Genomic DNA, 23512 nt, shown 5'->3' with positions numbered 1-23512 from the left:
ATATGGATAAACAAAAGATAACAGGCTCAGAGGCACTCATGCTGGCACTCAAGGCTGAAGGGGTGAAGACCATCTTCGGTTATCCCGGAGGCTCTATCATGCCGGTCTACGATGCCCTCTACGACTACACGCGAGGCAATAAAAAGGCTTTTGACCATATCCTCGTACGTCATGAACAGGCTGCTACTCATGCAGCAGAGGGCTTTGCCCGTGTTTCTGGCGAGGTGGGTGTGGCCTTGGTGACAAGTGGTCCGGGTGCAACTAACACTTTGACGGGTGTGGCTGATGCTATGCTTGACTCTACACCTATCGTCGTCATCGCAGGTCAGGTGCCCATTGGCGCTCTTGGAACAGATGCTTTTCAGGAGGTCGACCTCGTAGGTGTGGCCCAGCCTATTTCGAAGTGGAGTTATCAGATTCGTCATGCCGAGGATATCGCGTGGGCTGTAAGCCGTGCTTTCTATATTGCACGCAGTGGACGTCCTGGACCTGTAGTGCTCGACTTCCCAAAGAATGCACAGACAGAGATGGTGGAGTTTGAACCTGAACACGTGAATTTCATCCGTTCATACGTGGCTTATCCTAAGCTTGATATGAAGGCTGTGCGTGAGGCTGCCGATCTTATCAATAAAGCCAAGAAGCCATTGGCACTTGTTGGTCAGGGGGTTGAGCTTGGAAATGCTCAGAATGAATTGATTCATTTCCTGGAAAAAGCTGATATCCCTGCAGGTCGTACCATGTTGGGTTTGTCGGCTCTGCCAAGTACTCATCCGCTGAATGTTGGTATGCTGGGTATGCATGGTAACTATGCGCCAAACTTAAAAGAACAGGAGTGTGATGTGCTTATCGCCATTGGTATGCGTTTCAGCGATCGTGTAACTGGCAATCTCAAGACCTATGCTAAGCAGGCAAAGATTATTCACCTCGATATTGACCATAGCGAGATTGATAAGTGTGTGAAGACTGATGTGGCTATAATCGCAGATTGTAAGGAATCACTTCCTGCACTTACGGAACTTATAGACCGGAACGATCATACAGGTTGGCGTGAGTCATTCATTCCCCTTCAGAAGAAAGAATACGAAAAGGTTATTGAGCCAGCCATCCATCCAAAAGAAGGACCTCTGCTGATGGGTGAGGTTGTCAACGCTGTAGCTGAGGCAACTCAGGGCGATGCTGTATTGGTAACTGATGTTGGTCAGAACCAGCTGTTTGCTACCCGATATTTTAAATATCCCAAGAAACGTAGCATCTGTACCAGCGGTGGTCTGGGAACGATGGGCTATGGTATGCCGGCAGCCATCGGCGCTACCTTTGGCGCACCTGGTCGTACGGTGGTCAGTTTCTCGGGTGACGGAGGCTTCCAAATGTGTATTGAGGAGTTAGGTACCATTATGGAGCAGCAGTGTCCTGTCAAGATGGTGATGATGAACAACCATTATCTGGGCAATGTGCGCCAGTGGCAGGATATGTTTTGGAAGCGCCGTAAGTCGTTTACCAAAATGCTTAACCCTAACTACGAACTAATCGCTCGTGGCTATGGCATTCCTTATGAGGCTGTCGTCGATCGTAAAGATCTTTCAGCTGCTATTGAGAGAATGCTCAAGATTGAAGGACCATACCTTCTGGAGTGTGCTATCCTTGAGGACGACGATGTATTGCCAATGACTCCTCCAGGTATGAATATCGACGATATGATGCTTGAAATTAATGTGTAAGATCATGGAAGAGAAGAAACTATATACCCTGTTAGTATATTCTGAGAATATTGCTGGTATTCTGAACCAGGTAACGGCAGTGTTTACTCGTCGTCAGGTAAATATTGAGAGTCTGAATGTATCAGCCTCCAGTATCCCTGGTGTCCATAAATACACGATTACTGCATGGAGCGATGAAGACCAGATACAGAAAATCGTACGCCAGATAGAAAAGAAGATTGATGTGGTGAAGGCCAACTATTTCACTGATGAACAGCTTTTCATCCGTGAGTCGGGCCTCTATAAACTCTCTACGCCTATGGTGATGGAGAACCCGGAAATCTCGCGCACCATCCGTCGTTTCCAGGCCAATATCATTGAGGTAAACCCCACATACGTCATTGTTCAGATGCATGGTGTTACAGAGGATATTATCTCATTATACCGCGCCCTCGACACCTTTGGATGCGTGCTTCAGTATACCCGTTCCGGTCGTATTGCCGTTACTCGTGGTATGCAAGAGCAGGTTAGTGAGTTCTTAGAAGAAAGGGAAGGCAATGGATAAAGTCGGAAGATACGAGTTCATGGCTGAGCCGTTTCACTGCGACTTCTCGCAGCGGCTCTTTATGGGCCATCTGGGAAATCACATGCTTAATGCCGCCGATTTCCATTCTTCGGCTCGTGGTTTTGGCATGAATTATCTGATGACTATTCAGCGTTCATGGGTGCTTTCGCGTTTGGCGATAGAGATGGATGAGATGCCATGGATGTACACAAAATTCAATGTTGAGACGTGGGTTGAGAATGCCATGCGTTTCTTTACCTCACGTAATTTCCGTGTGATTGGTGACGATGGTAAGGTGTATGGCTATGGACGTTCTATCTGGGCCATGATTGATACAGAGAGTCGCCAGCCTACCGATATCTTTACCATCGATAATGGTGCTATCAACAATTGGATCGAGAGCGAGAAAGAATGCCCTATAGATAAAGGCGGGCGCGTCAAGATGACCGATGATGCTGCTTTTGTCCGTACCATTGAGACCCAGTATAATGATGTCGATATCAATGGACATATCAACTCGGTTAAGTATATTGAGCATGTTCTCGACCTTTGGAATCTCGAATGGTATCGTGAACACCAGATCAAGCGTTTCGAAATTGCTTATGTGGCAGAGGCTCATCAGGGCGATCATCTTAGTTTCTATCGTGAGCAGACTGGCGAACTTGAATATTGCGTTCGCATCTGTAAGGACGATGGCACAGAGTGTTGCCGCAGCAAAGTGATATTCAAATAGAAAAGGCCCGGTGTCATTACGATGCCGGGCCTTCCTCGGTTGACTAGGCCGAAGGTTAGCCAACAGAACATATCCCCCCCTGATAAGAGCTACCCCCCTCTATACATGCCCTCCCCTCTATAAGAGGGAGGGCTATAGTATGAGGGGTGCTCTATGGGGAGAACTTTTTTTCCCGCTAACGCGCCATAACCCGCCAATTGTTTTCGGGATAGTCGTACCTTTGCCATCGCAATAAGGCTAGCGAGCCTGAAAGGAATGCCTCCCATGGTTGACGGAGACAGTCTCCACGAGTCACGCAGATAGGATCCACGGGTGACGGAGATAATCTCCATAGGGGTATAGGTGACGTCTCCATGGGGTGTGGAGACTATCTGAACGACCTACAGACGATATCCCGACGACTCATAGATGACATTCCTTTGGTTAGAGCAGGGTATAAAAAATCCCCGCTCGTATCATTAAGCGGGGAAATCGTGATGGTGATCCCGTTGGGACTCGAACCCAAGACCTACTGCTTAGAAGGCAGTTGCTCTATCCAGCTGAGCTACGGAACCGACCTTAAAAAGGTGATTTCTGCTGAAATCGGCTGCAAAGGTACATATATTTTTGCAAACTTCCAAATTTTCGGGCTTTTATTGCATTTTTTCAGACTGTAAATCTTATATATGAGCGATCATCGAAAGAATTGTTGCCTTCAATGAATGCCTTTGTAGCCTTAAACTCTCCAATATTCAGCGGGTCATTTTTTCTTTGTTTGTCAAGCATCGACTCAGTCTCCTCTAAGGTCTTGCCAAGCTTTGGATAACCATCACTGGCTAGCACAATCTCCCATGGTTGGAAATCGAGCAGGATGATGGACACCTTTGTTTCTGGGATAGGGAACCCATCGATAACGGCATATGTTTTGTTCTGATTCTTCATCACCTCGAGCATGGTGGGTATAATCACTTCGCGGGCAGGGTCGAGGGACTTTCTCAACTCATCCTGTGTCATGCCCTGCATCAGCAGTTCCCTAACCTTCCTGGCTCTTATCTCGGCTAGATTCTGCTCGTAAGGCTTGGGATTGTCGTGATATATTCCGTTTATAAGACAGTGGCAATCGCCAACCAGCCAGATTTCTCTTCTCATACGGCTGAAGATGATGGCCGAAGCACAGAGTCGCTCTTCGGGATGTTGCTGCATGCGCTCAACGGGGAAACGGAGCCAGTAATGGCGGCGCAACGCACGGGTAACACCTACACAGAACTGATGGCTGCTGGTGTTGGCTGGCATTTTGCGGATATAACGACTGATGAGCAGCATGGCATAGCGGCCATTGGTCATAAGAGGGCAATGGCGACGCTTGGTTTTTGAGGTGCTGCCGTCGATAACGGCGATAAAATCAGAAGTTACGACGATTCCGTCCTCGCTTTTCTTGTTGGGGCTTTTCGCTATGATGCTTTGCTCGAGAATTTTCATTTTTAAAATTTGGGTTATAAGATTTAGGCTTGCCGTAAGCTGATGGCTTACTGCTGCCATACCCTGATGGTTTGCCGCTGCCAGGGGCCTTGGGGCCTCCGCCTGCAGGGCGATAACCGCTTTGTGGGGGCATGCCGCTATACAGTTTGGCAATCAAGTCGGGGCGACCGATGCGGCGCAACGACTGCTCGATGCCACGGCGCTCTTCGGGTTTGTACCAGAAGAAGAACTGGCGTTGGGCCAACTTCTCCTTTGGCGTTTTGGCGCTGAACACTGGCTGCAGCGTATAAGGATCGTAGCCTGTGTACCACGTTTCGGTGGCGTTGGTGAGTGGCGTGGGAGTAAAATCCTGTACCTGCTCGAGATGGAAATCGAGGTTCTTGGTAATCACTGCCAGTTCGGCCATATCCTCTTCCTGACAGCCTGGGTGGCTGGAGATGAAGTAGGGAATGATTTGCTGGCGAAGACCCTCCTCGCGATTAATCTTATCGAAGATTCGCTTGAACTCGTAGAACTGTTGGAACGAGGGCTTGCGCATGAGGTAGAGTACACGATCGCTGGTGTGCTCGGGAGCTACCTTGAGTCGACCCGAAACATGACGGGTAATCAGCTCGCGGGTGTACTCCATAGCAGCCTTATTGCTGGCCTCGTCCTTGCTACGATGTAATAGTAGATCATAACGAACACCGCTGCCGATATAGCTGTGTTTGATGCCTGGAAGGGCATCGACAGAGCGGTAGATATCAATCAGCTTAGAGTGATCGGTATTGAGGTTAGGACATATCTGTGGATGGATACATGATGGGCGACGGCACTTTTCGCAGGCGTTCTTATTGCGTCCACTCATGCCGTACATGTTGGCCGACGGGCCACCTAGGTCGCTGAGGTTACCCTTAAAGTCGGGCATCTCGATGACTTGTTTTACCTCGCGCAGGATACTCTCTTTCGATCGGCAGGTGATGAATTTGCCCTGGTGGGCCGAAATAGTACAGAATGCACAGCCGCCAAAACAGCCGCGATGGATGTTTACCGAGAACTTAATCATCTCGTAAGCAGGAATGCGCTTGCCCTTATATTTGGGGTGTGGCTGGCGCGTGTAAGGCAGATCGAACGAGGCATCGAGCTCTTCGGTAGTCATTGGCGGGAAGGGAGGATTGATAACCACGTAACGCCCGTCGACACCCTGCAGCAAGCGCTGGGCGTGCATCATGTTCGACTGCTCTTCGACGTTCTTGAAGTTCTCGGCCTGAGCCTTCTTGTTTTTCAGGCATTCCTCGTGTGAGTGCAGCACGATGTCGCGATCGGTAATGCCACCGATGATATCCTCCTTACGTGAGAGATATACGGTTTGCGGTAGGTCGCGAATGTCGCGTATCTGTTCGCCGGCAGCGAGTCGGCGTGCCAGTTCGATCGTAACTTTTTCGCCCATGCCGTAGGTAATCATATCGGCAGGCGAGTAGCAAAGCAGGCACTTCTTGAGGCTGTCGCTCCAGTAGTCGTAATGACTCACGCGGCGCAGCGAGGCTTCGATACCACCCAGTACTACGGGTACATCGGGATAAAGCTCCTTCAGGATTTTGGCATATACGATGGTGGGGTACTCAGGGCGCATGTCATGGCGGCCATCGGGGCTGTAAGCATCCTCTGAGCGCAAACGGCGAGCGGCGGTGTACTTGTTTACCATCGAGTCCATGCAGCCTGGGGCCACACCGAAAAACAGGCGTGGGCGGCCTAACTTCTTAAAATCGCGATAATCGCCATGCCAGTCGGGCTGTGGCACGATGGCCACACGGAAACCCGCGGCCTCGAGTGTGCGACCAATCACGGCGGCACCAAACGAAGGGTGATCTACATAAGCATCAGCCGAGAACAGGATTACGTCAACGTAATCCCATCCTCTTAGTTCCAACTCCTTCTTGGTAGTTGGCAGAAAGTCTGTCAGTCTATACTCCAATTTTCTTTTTTAGCTTTTTATTTTTACCATTTAACCCATTAATTAAACGGCAGTCCCTGGAAAATCTTAACGGTCATCCCCAGATTGTGGTTGGCCTGGGTTTTCCAGTTAATGTAGAGCATTACCAGCTGCTGTAGGCCGAAAGCCTTCATGTTAGCGTGGTAGATAACGTCGAGACACAGGTCAAGCAGATCTTTATCCTTGCCTGCATCGCCTGAAAGCAGTGAACGGATGTTCAACTTCAGTTTGTCGAGAACCTGCTCGTCTACATAGCCGTTACTGTCGATAAGGTCACGGAAAAGTTGATACTTCTCGATTGTCTGTAGGTGCTGGTCAGTAATGTCCATGCTCCTTGTTCCTGATGAATTGGTTTGAATCTTCATAATTGTATAATATTTTAATTGGTTTGTAATAAGAATCTCAATATACCCCTCATCAGTGAGCAACGTTTCTGCTCGTCCTTGATGCATTCGAAGGGGAATCCCATAGTCATGGCTTTATAGTCCTTGCCGTCGTAGGCCACGCTGGCACTGTAGCCATCGGCATAGACCATGGCGGGGTAGGCGGGAGCTACGGGTTGCAGCACTTCGGGGTGGGTAGCGGCGTAATGGGTCTCGTTCAAATGTCTATAGAATTCGAAAGTCTTACCCAATCCTTCAATGGTGTCGCGCCGTAGACTGTCGGTGTTCACACCCTCGTAGCTGATTTTTAATATATCTTCCAAATAGCGCCTCTCAGCGGGCATGTTCATGTCTGAGCCGATGTATGAACCGCTCACTAACAATGCGCCTCCTCGTGAGGTGAATAATTTCAGGTGCTGTCGCATCATGGGCGAGAATGCCTGATATTGGCGGAGTGCCCATCCGTCATTTTTCTCCAATCCCAATATCAGGTCCATCATCTGATATTGTGTGGGGTGGATATCGTTAGTTTCCAAAGCCTCGCTCGAACAACTTGCAATGTTATAGCGTTTTGCCGTTGCGATGGCCTCTGCGTGTGTACGCACATAATTGAAGTCGTTGCCCGCAATGAACTGCCCCATCAGCGAGTCGTTGGTAAATCCCAATCCACTGCGTGTTTCCTTGCCCATCTGTGTCTTGTCGAAGCTAATCTGATAGCCCAACCATCCTGCCGTACGTCCATATGTGACACCTGCATCCATTTCCAAGTCGAAGCCTTGTTCTGCACTATTGTTCCTCACAGCGGGCGAGGCCAAACGATGGAATCCGTTTACGATGAGTATCGTTTTCTGAGCGCCAGGGCTTTCATAGGCCGATACCACCTCTGTGGGGAAACTTTCGCCGCCGTCGTTCACGGCCGTCACCTTGAATGAATATAGTAACTCAGGCTCAATATCAATTGTCAGACTAGTGTTCTTTCCCTTTACATATGTACCATTGTCGAATCCGTTTTTGCCGATGGCCGTATACACGATGTAGCCTGTAGGTTCTGCTGTGGATTCGTCGGCATCTTTAGTGCTCTTCCAACTTACCTTTACCTGTCCTGTTCCCGTCAACTCGGCCCTGACATGTGTCGGAGCCAATGGTGACACTACATATCTCGTATGGTGCATGCGGCTTACATAGCGCAGTATGGCCTTATAGATACTTCTCGCCATATCGAAGCGGAAGTTGGGATCCTGTCCATAACGCATATCCCAAAAGTTCTGGTGTGACATGGTCTCCAATATGGCGCTGGGTATGCCTGGACAGCGGCTCTCTGAGTAGTTGCGGTCGTAGAGTTCACGTGTCGGCCAACTGCCATAGTGCTTTGCCATATCGTTTGATACTGATACCAGCAGTTCGTCTGCCAAGTCGCGTGACACCAGTCTGGAGAGTCCTGAATACAGGATGCTGTCGTTCAGGTAGGTGGTACATATAGATAGTGTACCTGTATGCGTTTGTCCATCACGCGTGTAGCCTGCATCGCTGTGAATGGCCAACGATAATTCTAAAGGCACCCCCCTTCCTGTAGTATCTGGCATATATACAGAGCCGCCGCCCAGCAAGTTGGCCATGTAGCTGCGTGCATTGATGTCATCACCATAATCGTCTTCACCGTTCTTTGTGGAATAGACGGAGTAGGGCATACCTGCCCATTGCGCATAGTAGCGAGAGCCTTCCAATGCTCGAGGCAGTCCGCTGGTGGTGTAACCTCTGCGTATGTTACCCATTCCTCCGCCGAAACGCACAGCGTCGGCAGTTACAACACCATGGTGATGACGGCTTTGGTTCGACAGTATTACACAGTTGCGTGCACTACTGCCCGCATCGAAATCGAATGTTCCCAAATACACCCAAGTGCGTCCGCCCATCTGCTGATTTACTCTAAATTCTGTAGATACGCCTTGGTGCCACACAGTGTAGTGTGCATCGTCTATGCTATTCTCTACCGTCTGATAGCTTACATATACAGCATAGCGTCCTGCCTCGGTGATGGCAGGTCGCCAGATAATGGTACTTTCGCTTTCTGGATTGTTGGTAACCTCGGTTTGCCTTGATGTGCCTTGCTCGAAGGGGTTTTCGTGATCAACATATACTCCAGGGTGGAAGGCAAAGCCCGCAGAGTCGGCATGATGCCAGCGGTGCTGTCCGCGTGTCTCCTGATAGCCACTCTCAGGCGTGTCGTTGTCAACGATGAACTCGTTTCGCTGCCAGTCGCGCTCCCTTGGCGTGAACACCACCGCCCCGGCCTTCTCCAACATCGGTATGAGGTAGGGCACCACGATGGTCTGGGTGAACAGGTCCTCGCGGGTTCCGAAGAGTGCGGGACGCTGCCATTTCCATACGCTGTCTCTCGTATGGAAATAGCTTCCATGACTGGCCCAGACGCATAGATGGCGATTGTTCAGTCCATTGCTGATGGTATATGGGAGTGATACGTTGCTCACCCAAGGTCTTCCTTTATAATCGATGTCGCCCCAGGTGCGTGTTTTGTCCTCGGTCAGTCTTAACCTGTTGGGAACCAGCTGCTCCAGCGTCCATCCGCCCGTCTTGATACTCATCTGGTAGCCGATAATGCTGTCGGGCAGCAGTGCCCTTACAGCGTCGTATATCTCGCTCACTGTCTCCGGAGTAAACACCTGCTCACCGAAATGTGTGTCAGCGCTGATGTCTATCGTGCGTAGCGAGTCGCTGATGCTGAGTGTCGTCAACTTGCTGCGGTTGCGGAGTTTCTGTGAACTCACGCTGTAGCTGATGAAGTAGCGGTTCAGCTTATCTTTCAGTTCTTTCTGCGGATCTATAGGTTTCACCACTCTTCTTCTGGCAGCCAACACTGTGTGGGCAGTAAGCAGCAACATCAGGGTCAGAACTATGGTGAGCGTTTTTTTCATGGTTATAGTTCTCCAATCGTAAAGTTTTCGGGCTTCTTGCCTTTGAAGTCCTTGAAATAAAGTTTAATGTCACGCATATCAGTGTCCAGATCACCCATAGGGATGATAGTCTTCGTACATTTGATAAGTTTCTTCTCGTAGTCTATGCCATAGAGCAAAATAGGAAGTTGGGCCTTCATACCTATGAAATAAAAGCCTTTTTTCCACTCTTCCCGTCGGGCTCGTGTGCCTTCGGGCGTGATGCATAGACGGAATGTGTTGGCTTCCTTCGCTGCCTCTGCCATCGCATCGGTCATGCTGGTGTGTTTCTGTCGGTGAACGGGTATGCCTCCCAACCACTTGAAGACAGGCCCCAAAGGCCAGAAGAACCACTCCTTCTTCATCAGAAAATTGATCTTCATGCCTATGGCACCACTATACAACTGTCCGAGCACGAAATCCCAGTTGCTAGTGTGGGGAGCCAGACATATAATAAACTTATCGGGGTGGTCCTGAGTTATCTCTGCAGTCCACCCCCAGCGCTTATATAGTAACCAGTTACAGAATTGTTTCCACATGTGCCGTTATGAGTTGATGATGTCAATAATTTCATTGGCCTGCTCAGTAAACTTATCGATCAGGTCGTTATAATAGTCCTTCGCTTTCATGCCGGGTTCGGGGTGTGAAATGCGTCTGCAGTAATGATCCTGGAGTTTTATGATGGTATCAAACTGGTTCTCCACGTTTTTCCTTTTCTTCTCGTCCGAATCGTACAATGAAACGGCCATACACTCTGCAAATAGATTCATGCATACCATGTTGATGTTCTTCTTCAAATGTCTTTTGTTTGCCATAAAATAATCCTCCTTTTTGGTCTATTTTGTTATATTCAGTAAGCAAAGATAGGAATATTTTCTGAGATAGCAATGCTTTCCGTCCCAAAAAATATTAAAAAGTGTATTTTACCTATCTTTTCTTTCGTATTTCTTACAAAAAAACACTAATTTTGCGGCTCAGAAACGATATTATTCATTTTATAAAGTAGTAATAAGATTATGGAAAAAAGTGCATTGCAGCTCGCCAGAGCCGCTTATCAGCCAAAGCTCCCCAAGGCGCTTCAGGGTGCTGTTAAGGTTAAGGAAGGTCAGCCCACTCAGAGTGTAGGCGACCAGGAGGAAATCAAGAAGCTCTTCCCCAACACCTACGGTATGCCTATCGTAGAGTTCGAGCCCGCTACCGAGGCTAACAACACCAAGATGAACGTAGGTATCATCCTTTCAGGCGGTCAGGCTCCTGGCGGTCACAATGTGATTACTGGTCTCTTCGATCAGATTAAGAAGCTGAACCCCGAGAACCGTCTCTTCGGTTTCATTCTGGGTCCTGGCGGTCTGGTAGATCACAACTATATGGAGCTCACTGCCGACATTATCGACGAGTATCGTAACACTGGTGGTTTCGATATGATCGGTTCTGGTCGTACCAAGCTCGAGAAGGTTGATCAGTTCGAGAAGGGTCTCGAGATTATCCGCGAGCTGAACATCAAGGCTATCGTTATTATCGGTGGTGACGACTCTAACACCAACGCTTGTGTACTGGCTGAGTACTATGCTGCCAAGAACTACGGCGTACAGGTAATCGGTTGTCCTAAGACTATCGACGGTGACCTGAAGAACGATCAGATTGAGACTAGCTTCGGTTTCGACACAGCTTGTAAAACATACTCTGAGCTGATTGGTAACATTGAGCGTGACTGTAACTCTGCACGTAAGTACTGGCACTTCATTAAGGTAATGGGTCGCTCAGCATCTCACATCGCTCTGGAGTGCGCTCTGCAGACTCAGCCAAACATCTGCCTCGTTTCTGAGGAGATCGAGCAGAAGGGTATGAGCCTCGACGATATCGTTACATACATCGCTAACGCTGTTTGCCAGCGTGCTGCTGATGGTAACAACTTCGGTACCGTTATCATTCCTGAGGGTGTTATCGAGTTCATTCCTGCTATCAAGAAGCTGATTGCTCAGCTGAACGACGTACTGGCTTTGCCAGAGGCTAAGGAGCTGGATCGTCACGAGTCGATTGACTTCGTAAAGGCTCACCTGACAGACGAGAACCTCGCTGTATTCAACAGCCTGCCTACTGGTGTTGCCCGTCAGCTGGCTCTGGATCGTGACCCACACGGAAACGTACAGGTATCACTGATCGAGACCGAGAAGCTGCTCTCTACAATGGTAGCTCAGAAGCTCGAAAAGATGAAGAAGGAAGGCAAGTACACTGGTAAGTTCTCAGCTCAGCACCACTTCTTCGGTTATGAGGGACGTTGCGCTGCTCCTTCTAACTTCGATGCCGACTACTGCTACGCTCTTGGTACATCAGCTGCCCAGTTGATTGCTAACGGCAAGACTGGTTACATGGCTATCGTTAAGAACACAACAGCTCCTGCTGAGCAGTGGATTGCTGGTGGTGTGCCCATCACCATGATGATGAACATGGAGAAGCGTGCTGGTGAGATGAAGCCAGTTATCCGTAAGGCTCTCGTTGAACTCGACGGTGCTCCTTTCAAGACCTTCGCTGCACAGCGTGATCGTTGGGCTCGTGAAACCGCTTATGTATATCCTGGTCCAATCCAGTACTGGGGTCCAACAGAGGTTTGCGACCAGCCAACCCGTACACTCGCTCTTGAGCAGGGTAAGTAATTAATTTATTAGGCGCGAATTACGCGAATTATCACGAATTTTTTTATTCGCGTGAATTCGTGTAATTCGTGCCTTTTCTTTTTCGTTGATGCCAAAGCGCCGAGTTGTTCGTAGAAAGGGAGTTGGAACTACCCGTACTTACCATGGCCCCCGAGGCCGTCGTAAGCCAAGCATCCTTGTCCGTTTGTTGCGCCGTGTCCCTTCGTGGGGATGGTGGATTGGAGCTGGCTTGGTTGTTGCGGGCTATGTGTGGTTTTTCTATTATTTTTTTGTAGGTCCCTTCGGCTTCCGATGGCGTGCTCTCTATGGCGACGTGAGCTATCCTGAAGGCTACGAGATTCACGGTATCGACATCTCCCACCATCAGGGCCGTATCGATTGGGATGATCTTAAAGATAATGGTTCCATCAACAAATGTCCCATTCGTTTTGTGATGATCAAGGCTACTGAGGGGGCCACTCAGACTGACGAGAACTTCCGAGACAATTTCTATCAGGCTCGCGAAAATGGTTTCACGCGCGGCGCGTACCATTTTTATAGCGTGCACACGCCTGCAGAACAACAGGCCTGGCATTTTATTAACACCGTGAAACTCGAAAATGGCGATCTGCCTCCTGTTCTAGACGTTGAACATAAACCAAAGAGTCAGACCGACGAACAGTTTAAGCAATCTGTACTCGAGTGGCTCGATATTGTGGAACGCTACTATCAGGTGAAACCTATTATCTATACCTATTTTAGATTTAAGACCCGTTATCTTAACGATACTATTTTTAATCAGTATCCCTATTGGATAGCTCATTATTACGTCGATTCGCTTGAATACCAAGGTCCATGGAAGTTCTGGCAGCACACCGATGCAGGACGGCTTCCTGGTATCAAGGGCAATGTCGACTTCAATATCTACAACGGTTCCTACTACGACTTGCGCCAGATGACCATTGGCTCTCAGGAAACTATCGGCGTTAAAGCCTATAGTGAATAAGACAAATAAAGTGGCCAAGCGATGAAAGCCTGACCACTTTTTTCTTTATTACTTAATTACTTAGAGATCACTCTCTTTAACCCATATGCTGTAGCCACGTGAAGGAGCTGAGAGCTCTACACGGCCGTCGGCCTCGACAGTGACTTTCTGTGAGGTGTTCAGGACATTGACCAAACGCTTACCAGCCCAATTGCTGAAGCCAGAGGCGTTCACCGTTACCCACATGGCCTTAGTACTGCTGTCGTGGTTGTTCAGTACGATGATAGCGCCGTCTTTGGTGCCGTTACCCTGGCGACGGGCGATATACAGATTCTGGCAGTTGCTTGATGGGTATGGATTTCCCGTTTCGCTGAGCACTGTTATAACACCACCAAGATACTTCTTACGTATTTCAATGAGCTTCTTCAACTTGTTTTTCAGTGTAGAAGGAGCGGTTGTGGTGTAGTTGGAGTGGTCGGCATCCACCTGTGTCACGCCGAAGAAGTGAGGATAGAACAGACAAGGACGTCCTTCGTGGGTGAGAATGTAGGCATATCCCAATTGATGGTCTTTAGTAACCCATTTGTCGTGCTCCTTACCAGTGTCGTGGTTGTCGAGGAAGGTCACAACCGAGGTGCCTGGGAGCGCGTTACCGCCGCTGTTGCGTACCATGCCGGCATGATTCAACCATGACATGTTGAATGAGTTTCCATTGCCATTACACATCTCTGTGAGCGTGCTCTTCAGTGGGAAGTCGAATCCGTTAACTTGAGCGCCGTAAGAGGCTACTGTGTTAACCCAATTTTTGATACGGTAGTCGGCACCCCAGTATTCGCCTACGATGAATGGCTGTGCACCGTCGACATGCGGAAGGCCGTTCACCCAGTTGGCAACGAATGACTCTTGGAAGCCGCGAACGAAGTCAAGACGGAAACCATCGAAATGAATCTTGTTCACCAGCCACTTACCCCAGTTGTTCAGACGGGTCTGTACTGTGCTGTTGTAGGTGTTATAGTCGTTACCGAAGAACTTGGTGTTCGTGATAATCTCATCTGATCCATAATCGCCAAGCCAGTCGTTAGCGTCGGACGGATGGAAATGACTGTAGTTCCATGAATAGTTAGGTTCACCACTACCAGTATGGTTCACGTAAGTGATGTTGGTATTGGTACGAGCCTGTAGGGTGGTGTTGGCCAAGTTGGTGCCGTTATACCATACAGCCACGGGATAGTAGCCAAGCATAGAGCCTGCGTCAACCCAGTTGCTGCCATCCTCACGCTTGGCAGAGAGACGAATCTCTATGTCGTGCTTAGACGATACATGAATCTTGTACTCGTCGATATCAGAATGATTTTCCATGTGTCCGCGGATGATACGGCCAGAACCCGGGAAGTTGTTGAAGCTGCCGTTGCCGTTGTTGGGCTCATACTCCCAATTGTAAGAAGACGAGATGTTGCTGTTGTCCCAGCGAATCATGAGGTCGTAGCCGCGCTGAGTAGAGGATTCATTCCAAGGCAGTCCATATCCCTTGATTTGAATGTAGTAATCGCCTGTCGCTGCATTTGGGATGACCCAGCGAATCTCATTGGCAGGGTAGGGCTTGTTCTGCTCGCCATGAGCCTCACCGAACACATAAGCCTTTACGGCAGGGTTCACTTCCTCATTCTCATCGGAAGAATAGACGTGGTTGAGTACCACATCGGAGTAGACACTGATCTTGGGCGACTGGTGCATGGTGCTGATCATCGACTCCAGTTCGGCACGACTACCAAAACGCGTTTCTGTGGTACCTTTCTGATAGTAGTTACCCAGGTCGTAATGGTCGTAGATACCATAACCGTTGTCAGTGATACCCCAGTTGCCTTTAGATGGCACTGGTGTCCAGATGGCGGTGATGCCACTTGATTTCATCTCAGAGGCCTTAGACCGAAGGGTGTTCCACCAGGAACCGTTTCTACCAGCTTCGTCTACAGGCACATTCCAGTAGAATGCCTGCATCATTACATCGTTGAGGGGTTGCAGACTGTTGGTGCCTCGCGTCGCAGCCTTTTCGGTCTGTGGTTGTGGTTGCAGGTCAAGGTCCAACGTGTCAGAACAACTTTGCGTCAGCGTCATGCTGAGCAACATGCCAGTGGCAATAAGAAGATTGCCGTTTCTCTTGCATAATAGCTTTTTCATTTCTTGTAGTTTTTAGTTAATTGAAAATCTGTAACATTTGTTTTGCGTTGGCAAATGTAGTAAAGATATGAATATGTTGTTATCTAAAAGTGTGATTTTTTGTGATTTACGATGTGCAATCGATTGAATGAAAAATCCCCTCACCACTATTCTGATAAGGGGACTACATCTTTACACACGCCTGCGCATTAGGTGGATTACGTTTATTGGCGTCGGCGGAACTCAGAGCAGGTGATGGCAGTGGCGATAGCTACGTTGAGACTGTCGACAGTATTGCCTTTGTGGAAATTTGGTATTAAAAGTTTTCGGTTGACCAAGGCGCGCACCTCACCAGAGATACCATTACCCTCGTTACCCATGATGATAAGACCATGGTTAGAGAGCTCTTGTGTATAGATATTCTCACCGTCTAGGAAGGTTCCATAGACAGGGAAGTCTTGGGGAAGCGACTTTAGCAGGGCGGTAAGATCAGTATAAATTATGTTCACGCGCGCAATACTGCCCATGGTGGCCTGAACCACCTTAGGGTTGTAGGCGTCGACAGTATCGTCGGAGCAGTAGATGGTAGAAATGCCAAACCAGTCGGCTATGCGGATGATAGTGCCGAGATTGCCAGGGTCTTGGATGCCATCGAGAGCAAGGGATAGTCCTTCTTGCATCCCTTTGGTAGTAAACGACCTGAGATTCGCGACAGTTTCGGGGATCGCCTCTTTGGGTCCTTGTGGCAGAGGAAAGAGGGCGAGAACCTGTTGAGGATGCTGCTGGAAACTTAGACGGCGGAGTTCGTCGTCGCTGACTTCTGTAGCCTCTGTGGTAGGGTTATTCTTAATCCACTCGGCTATGGCGTAGACGGAGTGGGGCTGGTGGCGCTGTAGCAAATCACCTACAACCTTAGTGCCCTCGGCAACGAAGAGTCCTTCGCGGCGGCGAAACTTCTTTTGCTCGAGCTGTCGGATAAATTTAAACTGATTTTTACTGATCATTTAAAAAAAGTCGTTAATTCTGATGCAAAGATACGAAGAAATTGAGAATTAAGAATTGAGAATTAAGAGTTTTTTTGTAATTTTGGCCCCAAATTAATGAGAATTGAAGATTCGGAATAAGAAAACGGGAGTGATAATACCTATGGTGGCTGTGCTATTGTTGTGCAGCTGCTCGGCTACGCATAGTCTTGACGATAATGAATTGATACTTGACAAGGTAAAGGTTGTTTCCGATAGGAAATATAAGGACATTAGTACCTCACAACTGAAGAATTACGTGAGGCAGAAAGAAAACGCCCGTTGGTTTTTGTCGATGAAGGTACCATTGGGCGTGTATGCGTTGGCGGGTAAAGATAGTTCTTGGGTAGGACGTACGCTCCGACAGATGGGCGAAGCACCTGTAATTTACGATACTCTGTTAGCCAGACAGACGTGCGATGACCTACAGCAGGCGATGCAGAACAAAGGCTATTTGGATGCTCAGGTGGAGTTGTTTGTAGACCAAAAGAAGAAAAAGAAAATTGACGCTATCTATGTTCTTCACCCAGGGAAACCTTATTACATAACTCCGCTTGAAACCGATATTCAGGACTCTACGATTGAGAGGCTGTTGAAAGAACGTAAGTCGCTGTTGAGCGAGGGTATGCAGTTTAACGTAGAGACGATGGCGCAAGAGCGCTCAGATGTATCATCGTTCTTGCAGGACAGAGGCTATTTCAGGTTTCATAAGGAGTATGTGAGTTATAAGGCAAGAAAAAATGAGGCCCTGCACCATGTGGCACTGGCAAAGGTACTGCATCCTTATCAGATAGATGAGGGGCGTGACACGCTGCATAGCCAGTACCGCATTCGTAATCTCAACTATGTCAGTGGAGCGCAGGGCGATTCTACCATACATTTAAGGCTGCGAGTGCTCGAAGAGAACACATTCCTGAAACCTGGCAGCCTCTACTCTGCATCGGATTTGCAAAATACTTATAACCATTTTGGACGATTGGGAGCTGTGAGATATACCAATATTAGTTTTGAGCAGGTGGCTGATACCGCGCTGCTTGACGCAACCATACAGGTACAGACGAACAAACCCTCGACAATCAGTTTCCAACCAGAGGGTACCAACACGGCAGGCGATTTCGGTGCCGCAGCCTCACTGACCTATCAAAACCGTAACTTGTTCAGGGGTTCGGAGACCTTCAGTGTGCAATTACGCGGTGCCTATGAGGCTATCAAGGGCTTGGAGGGCTATCGCAACCAGGACTATATAGAATATAGTGTGGAGAGTAGATTGTCTTTTCCACGATTTTTGTTTCCTTTTCTGAATCGTGATGTGAGGCGTAGAATCACGGCCACTAGTGAGGTGTCGCTATTGTATGACTCGCAGGATCGCCCAGAGTTCCACCGAAGGGTGCTCTCTGCAGGATTCCATTACCAGTGGAAACCTCAGAAACACCGTGACAGCTATAGTTTAGACCTAGTGGATTTAAACTATGTGTTTATGCCTTGGGTGAGTCAGACTTTCAGGAGGGAATATCTTGAAAACGAGTCGAACTCGAACGCAATCCTGCGCTATAACTATGAGAACCTGTTTATCATGCGCATGGGCTTTGGTTATAGTTATAACAATGGGCGACTGGCACTGAAGACACATGTAGAGTCTGCTGGTAATCTGTTGGATTTGTGTGCCCATAGTTTTAGAGCCGAGAAGAACTATTTGGGACAATATCGTGTGTTCAATATCGCCTATGCCCAATATGTGAAGGCCGACTTTGATTTTACACGACAGTTATTGGGAGGTAAGCAGGATCAGTTGATATTCCATTTGGGATTTGGCATTGCCTATCCCTATGGTAATAGCCAGGTACTGCCTTTTGAGAAACGCTACTTCTCAGGAGGTGCCAACAGCGTAAGAGGATGGACTGTGAGAAGTTTGGGCCCAGGACGGTATAAGGATAAGGATGGTAGGATAAACTTCATTACACAAACGGGTGATATGAAGTTTGATTTGAATTTGGAATACCGCACCCATCTGTTCTGGAAATTCTATGGCGCTTTGTTTGCAGATGCGGGTAACATCTGGACATTGCGCAAATACGATGAACAGCCAGAAGGGCAGTTTACCTTACGAGGACTTGTGAACGATTTGGCGGTAAGCTATGGTATGGGACTGAGACTGAATTTCGATTACTTTATATTAAGATTCGACCTTGGTATGAAGGCCATCAATCCAGCTTATGAGACAGAGGAAGAGGCACATTACCCGCTGATTCACCCCAGAATGGGGCGCGATCTGGCATTTCATTTCGCAGTTGGACTACCATTCTAATATAAATAAATCAAAATTAATTTGGTATTTCGCTCGATTTGCACTACCTTTGCACGAAAATTAAAAAATAAGGATGTTGAAATTTATATCGTTTGGAAGCGGCAGCAGTGGAAACTGCTATTACCTTGGTACCGCCACAGACGCACTCCTCATAGATATCGGCGTAGGTATACGCACCCTGAAAAAACACTGCAGGGACTATGGCGTAAGCCTTAGTACGGTGAAACGTGTACTAATCACTCACGACCATGCCGATCATATTAAATCGGTTGGCTCGTTCAGCTACGATTATCAGGTGCCTGTGTATGCTACGGAAAAGGTGCATAATGGCATTAACCACAACTACTGCGTGACCCGTAAGGTGAGCGATGAGAAGAGGAAGGTGCTGGAAATTGGTGAGACGGTGCAATTAGGCGACTTTACGGTGAGACCTTTTGCTGTGCCTCATGATGCTACAGAGAATGTGGGCTATGAGATTCTGGTAGAAGGAATGACCTTCGTGATATTGACTGACGTGGGCAGTGTGACTGATGACGTGAAGCAGGCAATCTCCAAAGCCGACTATTTGGTGATTGAGGCTAATCACGATGTGGAGATGCTGGAAAACGGACCATATCCTGCCTATCTGAAGAAGCGTATACTCAGCGATAGCGGACACCTGTCGAACGATTTATGTGGACGCGTGTTAGCTGAAAATATGTCGGAACACTTGAAGCATGTGTGGCTCTGTCACCTTAGCGAAGAGAATAATCATCCAGAACTCGCTCGCAAGACGGTGGAGACTATATTGAGAAGTTATGGCATCGTTCCAGGAAAAGACTTGGAGTTGGAAGTGCTTCGTAGAACCATGCCCACGGGAGTGTATGAGTTAATATAGAATCAAAAAAGAAGTGCGATGAAAGAGGTTATTGTAAAAGATGCAGATTTGCAGCAGGCTGCTATGGAGGGTATGGATGCCTTTATTGGTGTGTTTACCCATGCCATTCATGATGCCATTGGCGGAGAATTGACTGCCGAGAATATGGGCGAGTTGAATAGCGATCAGATAACGCTTCTCTCATGGGAGATTCTGCACGAGGAGTTGATGGATGGTGGATTCGTGCAGTTGATACATAATGGTTACGGCCCTTTCATCTTCAAGAATCCGTTTGCTAAAGCCCTGCGTCAGTGGGAAATGCGTGGACCATCGAAGATGATTTACGACGCTCACACACTATGGTTGAAGTATCGAGACGAGATAGAGAAAGACTGTAGTGACGAAGAGTTTATGGCACTCTTTGAGAAATATCCGGAGTTCGATGACCTCGATGATCTCTTCATTGAAAACGAGGAAGAATGGACTGATGACATCGCCCACTATATCGACGATCATCTGGAGCACTTCGCAACGATAAAATGATATGAACAAGACAGAGGAACTGCTCAGAAAGAAGAGCCCTATACAAATCAAGAATAAGAAGGCTTCATTTGAATACTTCTTTATTGAGACCTACACAGCAGGCATTGTGCTGACGGGTACGGAGATCAAATCCATTCGTCTAGGCAAGGCCAGCTTGGTTGATACCTACTGCACTGTGATTAATGGTGAACTGTGGGTGAAGGGTATGAGCGTGAGTCCTTACTTCTATGGGTCGTACAACAACCACGAGATGAAGCGTGACCGCAAGCTACTGCTTACCAAGAAGGAGATAAGAGCTTTGGAGAGTGCTACCAAACAAACGGGTTATACCATTGTTCCTACGTTGGTGTTTATCGACGATAAAGGGCGTGCAAAGATGGATATTGCGCTCTGTAAGGGTAAGAAGGAGTACGACAAACGTCAGACGCTGAAAGAGAAGGAAGACCGACGTGAGATGGATAGAGCAATGAAAGTGTATAAATGAGCAGACTTAACGATATAATCAAACAGCGGATACTCATACTCGATGGAGCGATGGGTACCAAAATACAGACATACGGTCTTACGGAGGAAGACTTCCGTGGAGACCGTTTTGTGAATTTAGAGGGGCAGATGAAGGGCAACAACGACATGCTCTCACTGACACGTCCTGATGTGATAGCGGACATCCACCGTCAGTATCTGGCGGCGGGAGCCGATATTATAGCAACCAACACTTTCAGTAGTCAGCGTATATCGCAGGCAGACTATCATCTGGAGGATACGGCCTACGAAATTGCCTTTGAGGGTGCAAGAATTGCTCGTCGTGTGGCAGACGAATTCTCTACCCCGGACAAGCCCAGATTCGTGGCTGGTTCTATGGGGCCGACAAATAAAACCTGTTCGATGTCACCTGATGTGAGCAATCCTGCTGCTAGAGATTTGACTTACGACGAGTTGTTGGCTGCATATGAAGAGCAGGCTGAAGCACTGATAGCGGGTGGGGTAGATGCTCTGCTTATTGAAACTATCTTCGACACGCTGAATGCCAAAGTCGCCATCGATGCTGTTGATCGTGTTATGACGAAAAAAGGTGTTGAACTGCCAATTATGCTCTCTGTAACGGTGAGTGATCTGGCAGGGCGTACTCTGAGTGGGCAGACACTCGATGCTTTCCTCGCCAGCGTCAGCACCTACAATATCTTCTCTGTAGGGTTGAACTGCTCGTTTGGTGCCACGCAGATGAAGCCTTTCCTGCGTGAGTTGGCCAAGCATGCGCCATACTATATTAGTGCCTATCCTAATGCAGGTCTTCCCAATTCGATGGGACTTTACGATGAGACCGCAGAATCGATGGCGCCCAAAATGGGCGAACTTGTTGATGAGGGACTGGTAAATATTATCGGCGGCTGTTGTGGTACTGATGAGACGTTTATTGCCGCTTATGCGCCACTGGTAGAAGGAAAGAAACCTCATGTGCCCGTAGAGAATCCCATGACGATGTGGCTCTCTGGACTCGAATTGCTTGATGTCACTCCCGAGGTGCAGTTTGTGAATGTGGGAGAACGTTGTAATGTGGCTGGTTCACGAAAGTTCCTTCGTCTCATTAAAGAGAAAAACTACAACGAGGCCATCGGTATTGCCCGTAAACAGGTGGCTGATGGTGCCCTTGTGATAGATATCAATATGGACGATGGTTTGCTCGATGCTAAGACCGAGATGGTGAACTTCCTCAACATGATTGCTGCAGAGCCGGATATTGCTAAGGTGCCTGTCATGATAGACTCCTCAGACTGGGAGGTGATATGTGCAGGACTGAAATGTGTACAGGGCAAGAGCATCGTGAATTCTATATCACTGAAGGAGGGTGAGGAAAAATTCCTCGAACATGCTCGCGACGTGAAGCGCTATGGTGCTGCGGTGGTGGTGATGTGTTTCGATGAGATAGGTCAGGCCACAAGTTATGAGCGTCGCATAGAGATAGCAGGTAGAGCCTACAAGTTACTAGTTGAGCAGGTGGGTATGAATCCGCTCGATATTATCTTCGACCCCAATGTGCTGGCTGTGGCCACAGGAATGGAGGAGCACGATAGCTATGCGCTCGATTTCATTCGTGCGGCAGGCTGGATTAAGGAAAATCTGCCTGGTGCTCACATCAGTGGTGGAGTAAGTAACCTGAGTTTCTCGTTTCGCGGTAACAACTATATTCGCGAGGCCATGCACGCCGTATTCCTCTATCATGCTATCCAGAAAGGCATGGATTTCGGGATCGTAAATCCTTCAACGAAGGTAACGTATTCGGATATTCCTCAGGAGGAACTTGATGTTATCGAAGACGTTATACTGAATCGGCAAAAAGGGGCGGCTGAAGCGCTTACTGAGTTGGCGGGACGGTTACTGGAGGAGCAGGAAAAGAAGCGTACCCAGACTGCCACTGACTCCTCCGTTTCTGAAGAAGAAAAAGAAAACCTACCTCTGGATGAGCGCCTAGAGAAAGCGCTTGTCAAAGGCATAGCCGATCATCTGGAAGCAGATTTGAAAGAGGCACTTGAGTCTTATCCTCATGCAGTTGATATTATTGAAGGGCCACTGATGGCGGGTATGAATACCGTAGGTAAGCTATTTGGTGAGGGTAAGATGTTTCTTCCTCAGGTGGTAAAGACTGCTCGTACCATGAAGCAAGCCGTTGAGATATTGCAGCCTTATATCGAAGCCGAGAAAACCGCAGGCGCAAAAAGCGCGGGAAAAGTGCTGTTAGCAACGGTTAAGGGTGATGTACATGACATTGGTAAAAACATCGTAGGTGTGGTGATGGCATGTAATGGCTACGAGATCATTGACATGGGAGTGATGGTGCCAGCCGAACAGATAGTGCGAAAGGCCAAAGAGGAAAATGTAGATCTGGTAGGTCTGAGTGGTCTGATTACTCCAAGTTTGGAAGAAATGGTCAACGTGGCACAGGAGTTGGAAAAAGCAGGTATGAATATACCTATCATGATTGGCGGAGCCACTACCAGCGAACTGCATGTGGCACTGAAAATAGCCCCTGTTTACGGTGGCCCTGTGGTTTGGATGAAAGATGCCTCGCAGAATGCCCTTGTGGCATCAAGATTGCTAAGTGATGAACAGCAGGTTGAGCAGGAACTGGCAGAGAAATATGAACAGTTGCGAGTGGAATATCAGCATGAGCAAATAAAACTCTCGTCAATCGAAGAAGCAAGAAAACAGAAACTGAATCTTTTCTAATAAGATAAAAAAGTATAGATATGGGAA

Annotated in this window: 18 protein-coding genes and 1 tRNA gene; 10 read left to right on the top strand and 9 right to left on the bottom strand. The window is 48.2% G+C overall.

What is annotated here, in order from left to right; genetic code table 11:
- Positions 1–2 precede the first annotated feature (2 nt).
- Genes ilvB through T325_RS05335 form a run of 3 tightly spaced genes read left to right on the top strand, consistent with a single transcriptional unit; the run spans position 3 to position 2995 of the window.
- Positions 3–1718, top strand: a complete 1716-nt coding sequence (gene ilvB, locus T325_RS05345; RefSeq protein ID WP_036911134.1) for a biosynthetic-type acetolactate synthase large subunit — start codon at positions 3–5, stop codon at positions 1716–1718.
- Position 1719: 1 nt separating this feature from the next.
- Positions 1720–2262 (top strand): acetolactate synthase small subunit, encoded by a 543-nt coding sequence (gene ilvN / locus T325_RS05340; RefSeq protein WP_036911244.1) that lies wholly within the window; start codon positions 1720–1722, stop codon positions 2260–2262.
- Positions 2255–2995: an acyl-[acyl-carrier-protein] thioesterase gene (locus T325_RS05335; RefSeq protein ID WP_036911131.1), complete on the top strand. Its 741-nt coding sequence runs from the start codon at positions 2255–2257 to the stop codon at positions 2993–2995. Before ilvN ends, T325_RS05335 begins: the two co-directional genes overlap by 8 nt.
- A 477-nt stretch (positions 2996–3472) precedes the next feature.
- Here T325_RS05335 and T325_RS05330 read toward each other — a convergent pair.
- From T325_RS05330 to T325_RS05300, 7 genes are all read right to left on the bottom strand, one after another.
- Positions 3473–3549: transfer RNA gene (locus tag T325_RS05330), tRNA-Arg, on the bottom strand.
- A gap of 91 nt (positions 3550–3640) precedes the next feature.
- Entirely contained in the window at positions 3641–4453 is an 813-nt protein-coding gene (locus T325_RS05325; protein WP_036911128.1) for a hypothetical protein, read from the bottom strand.
- Positions 4377–6407, bottom strand: coding sequence for a YgiQ family radical SAM protein (locus T325_RS05320; RefSeq protein WP_036911125.1), 2031 nt, complete (start codon positions 6405–6407; stop codon positions 4377–4379). The genes T325_RS05325 and T325_RS05320 overlap by 77 nt, the downstream gene beginning before the upstream one ends.
- Positions 6408–6445: 38 nt before the next feature.
- Positions 6446–6793 (bottom strand): hypothetical protein, encoded by a 348-nt coding sequence (locus tag T325_RS05315; protein WP_177172081.1) that lies wholly within the window; start codon positions 6791–6793, stop codon positions 6446–6448.
- Positions 6794–6804: 11 nt separating this feature from the next.
- A complete protein-coding gene (locus T325_RS05310; protein WP_036911123.1) occupies positions 6805–9741 on the bottom strand; it encodes a golvesin C-terminal-like domain-containing protein in 2937 nt (978 codons plus the stop codon).
- A 2-nt stretch (positions 9742–9743) separates the two neighbouring features.
- Positions 9744–10298, bottom strand: a complete 555-nt coding sequence (locus tag T325_RS05305; RefSeq protein ID WP_036911122.1) for a 1-acyl-sn-glycerol-3-phosphate acyltransferase — start codon at positions 10296–10298, stop codon at positions 9744–9746.
- 6 nt (positions 10299–10304) lie between these two features.
- Positions 10305–10574: a hypothetical protein gene (locus T325_RS05300; RefSeq protein WP_036911120.1), complete on the bottom strand. Its 270-nt coding sequence runs from the start codon at positions 10572–10574 to the stop codon at positions 10305–10307.
- Positions 10575–10775: 201 nt separating this feature from the next.
- On the opposite strand from T325_RS05300, the gene T325_RS05295 reads away from it, so the two are divergent.
- Complete coding sequence (locus T325_RS05295; protein ID WP_036911117.1) at positions 10776–12413, top strand: diphosphate--fructose-6-phosphate 1-phosphotransferase; 1638 nt, start codon at positions 10776–10778, stop codon at positions 12411–12413.
- A gap of 88 nt (positions 12414–12501) precedes the next feature.
- Positions 12502–13398, top strand: a complete 897-nt coding sequence (locus T325_RS05290; protein WP_036911114.1) for a glycoside hydrolase family 25 protein — start codon at positions 12502–12504, stop codon at positions 13396–13398.
- Positions 13399–13458: 60 nt separating this feature from the next.
- Here T325_RS05290 and T325_RS05285 read toward each other — a convergent pair whose 3' ends face one another.
- Positions 13459–15555 (bottom strand): alpha-amylase domain-containing protein, encoded by a 2097-nt coding sequence (locus tag T325_RS05285; RefSeq protein ID WP_051949720.1) that lies wholly within the window; start codon positions 15553–15555, stop codon positions 13459–13461.
- A 203-nt stretch (positions 15556–15758) separates the two neighbouring features.
- A complete protein-coding gene (locus T325_RS05280) occupies positions 15759–16538 on the bottom strand; it encodes an RNA methyltransferase (protein WP_036911112.1) in 780 nt (259 codons plus the stop codon).
- Between the two features lie 142 nt (positions 16539–16680).
- Here T325_RS05280 and T325_RS05275 point away from each other — a divergent pair, with 142 nt between their 5' ends.
- From T325_RS05275 to metH, 5 genes are all read left to right on the top strand, one after another.
- Entirely contained in the window at positions 16681–18861 is a 2181-nt protein-coding gene (locus T325_RS05275; protein ID WP_036911110.1) for a translocation and assembly module lipoprotein TamL, read from the top strand.
- A gap of 73 nt (positions 18862–18934) precedes the next feature.
- Entirely contained in the window at positions 18935–19738 is an 804-nt protein-coding gene (locus tag T325_RS05270; RefSeq protein ID WP_036911107.1) for an MBL fold metallo-hydrolase, read from the top strand.
- Between the two features lie 18 nt (positions 19739–19756).
- Positions 19757–20260, top strand: a complete 504-nt coding sequence (locus tag T325_RS05265) for a DMP19 family protein (RefSeq protein ID WP_036911105.1) — start codon at positions 19757–19759, stop codon at positions 20258–20260.
- 1 nt (position 20261) lies between these two features.
- Positions 20262–20744: an SsrA-binding protein SmpB gene (gene smpB / locus T325_RS05260; RefSeq protein ID WP_036911103.1), complete on the top strand. Its 483-nt coding sequence runs from the start codon at positions 20262–20264 to the stop codon at positions 20742–20744.
- Positions 20741–23485, top strand: a complete 2745-nt coding sequence (metH, locus tag T325_RS05255) for a methionine synthase (RefSeq protein WP_081911056.1) — start codon at positions 20741–20743, stop codon at positions 23483–23485. Before smpB ends, metH begins: the two co-directional genes overlap by 4 nt.
- Positions 23486–23512: the final 27 nt, after the last annotated feature.

This window comes from Prevotella sp. FD3004, from assembly GCF_000746155.1.
Classification (GTDB): Bacteria; Bacteroidota; Bacteroidia; order Bacteroidales; family Bacteroidaceae; genus Prevotella.
This window is presented reverse-complemented; position numbering and strand designations above follow the sequence as displayed.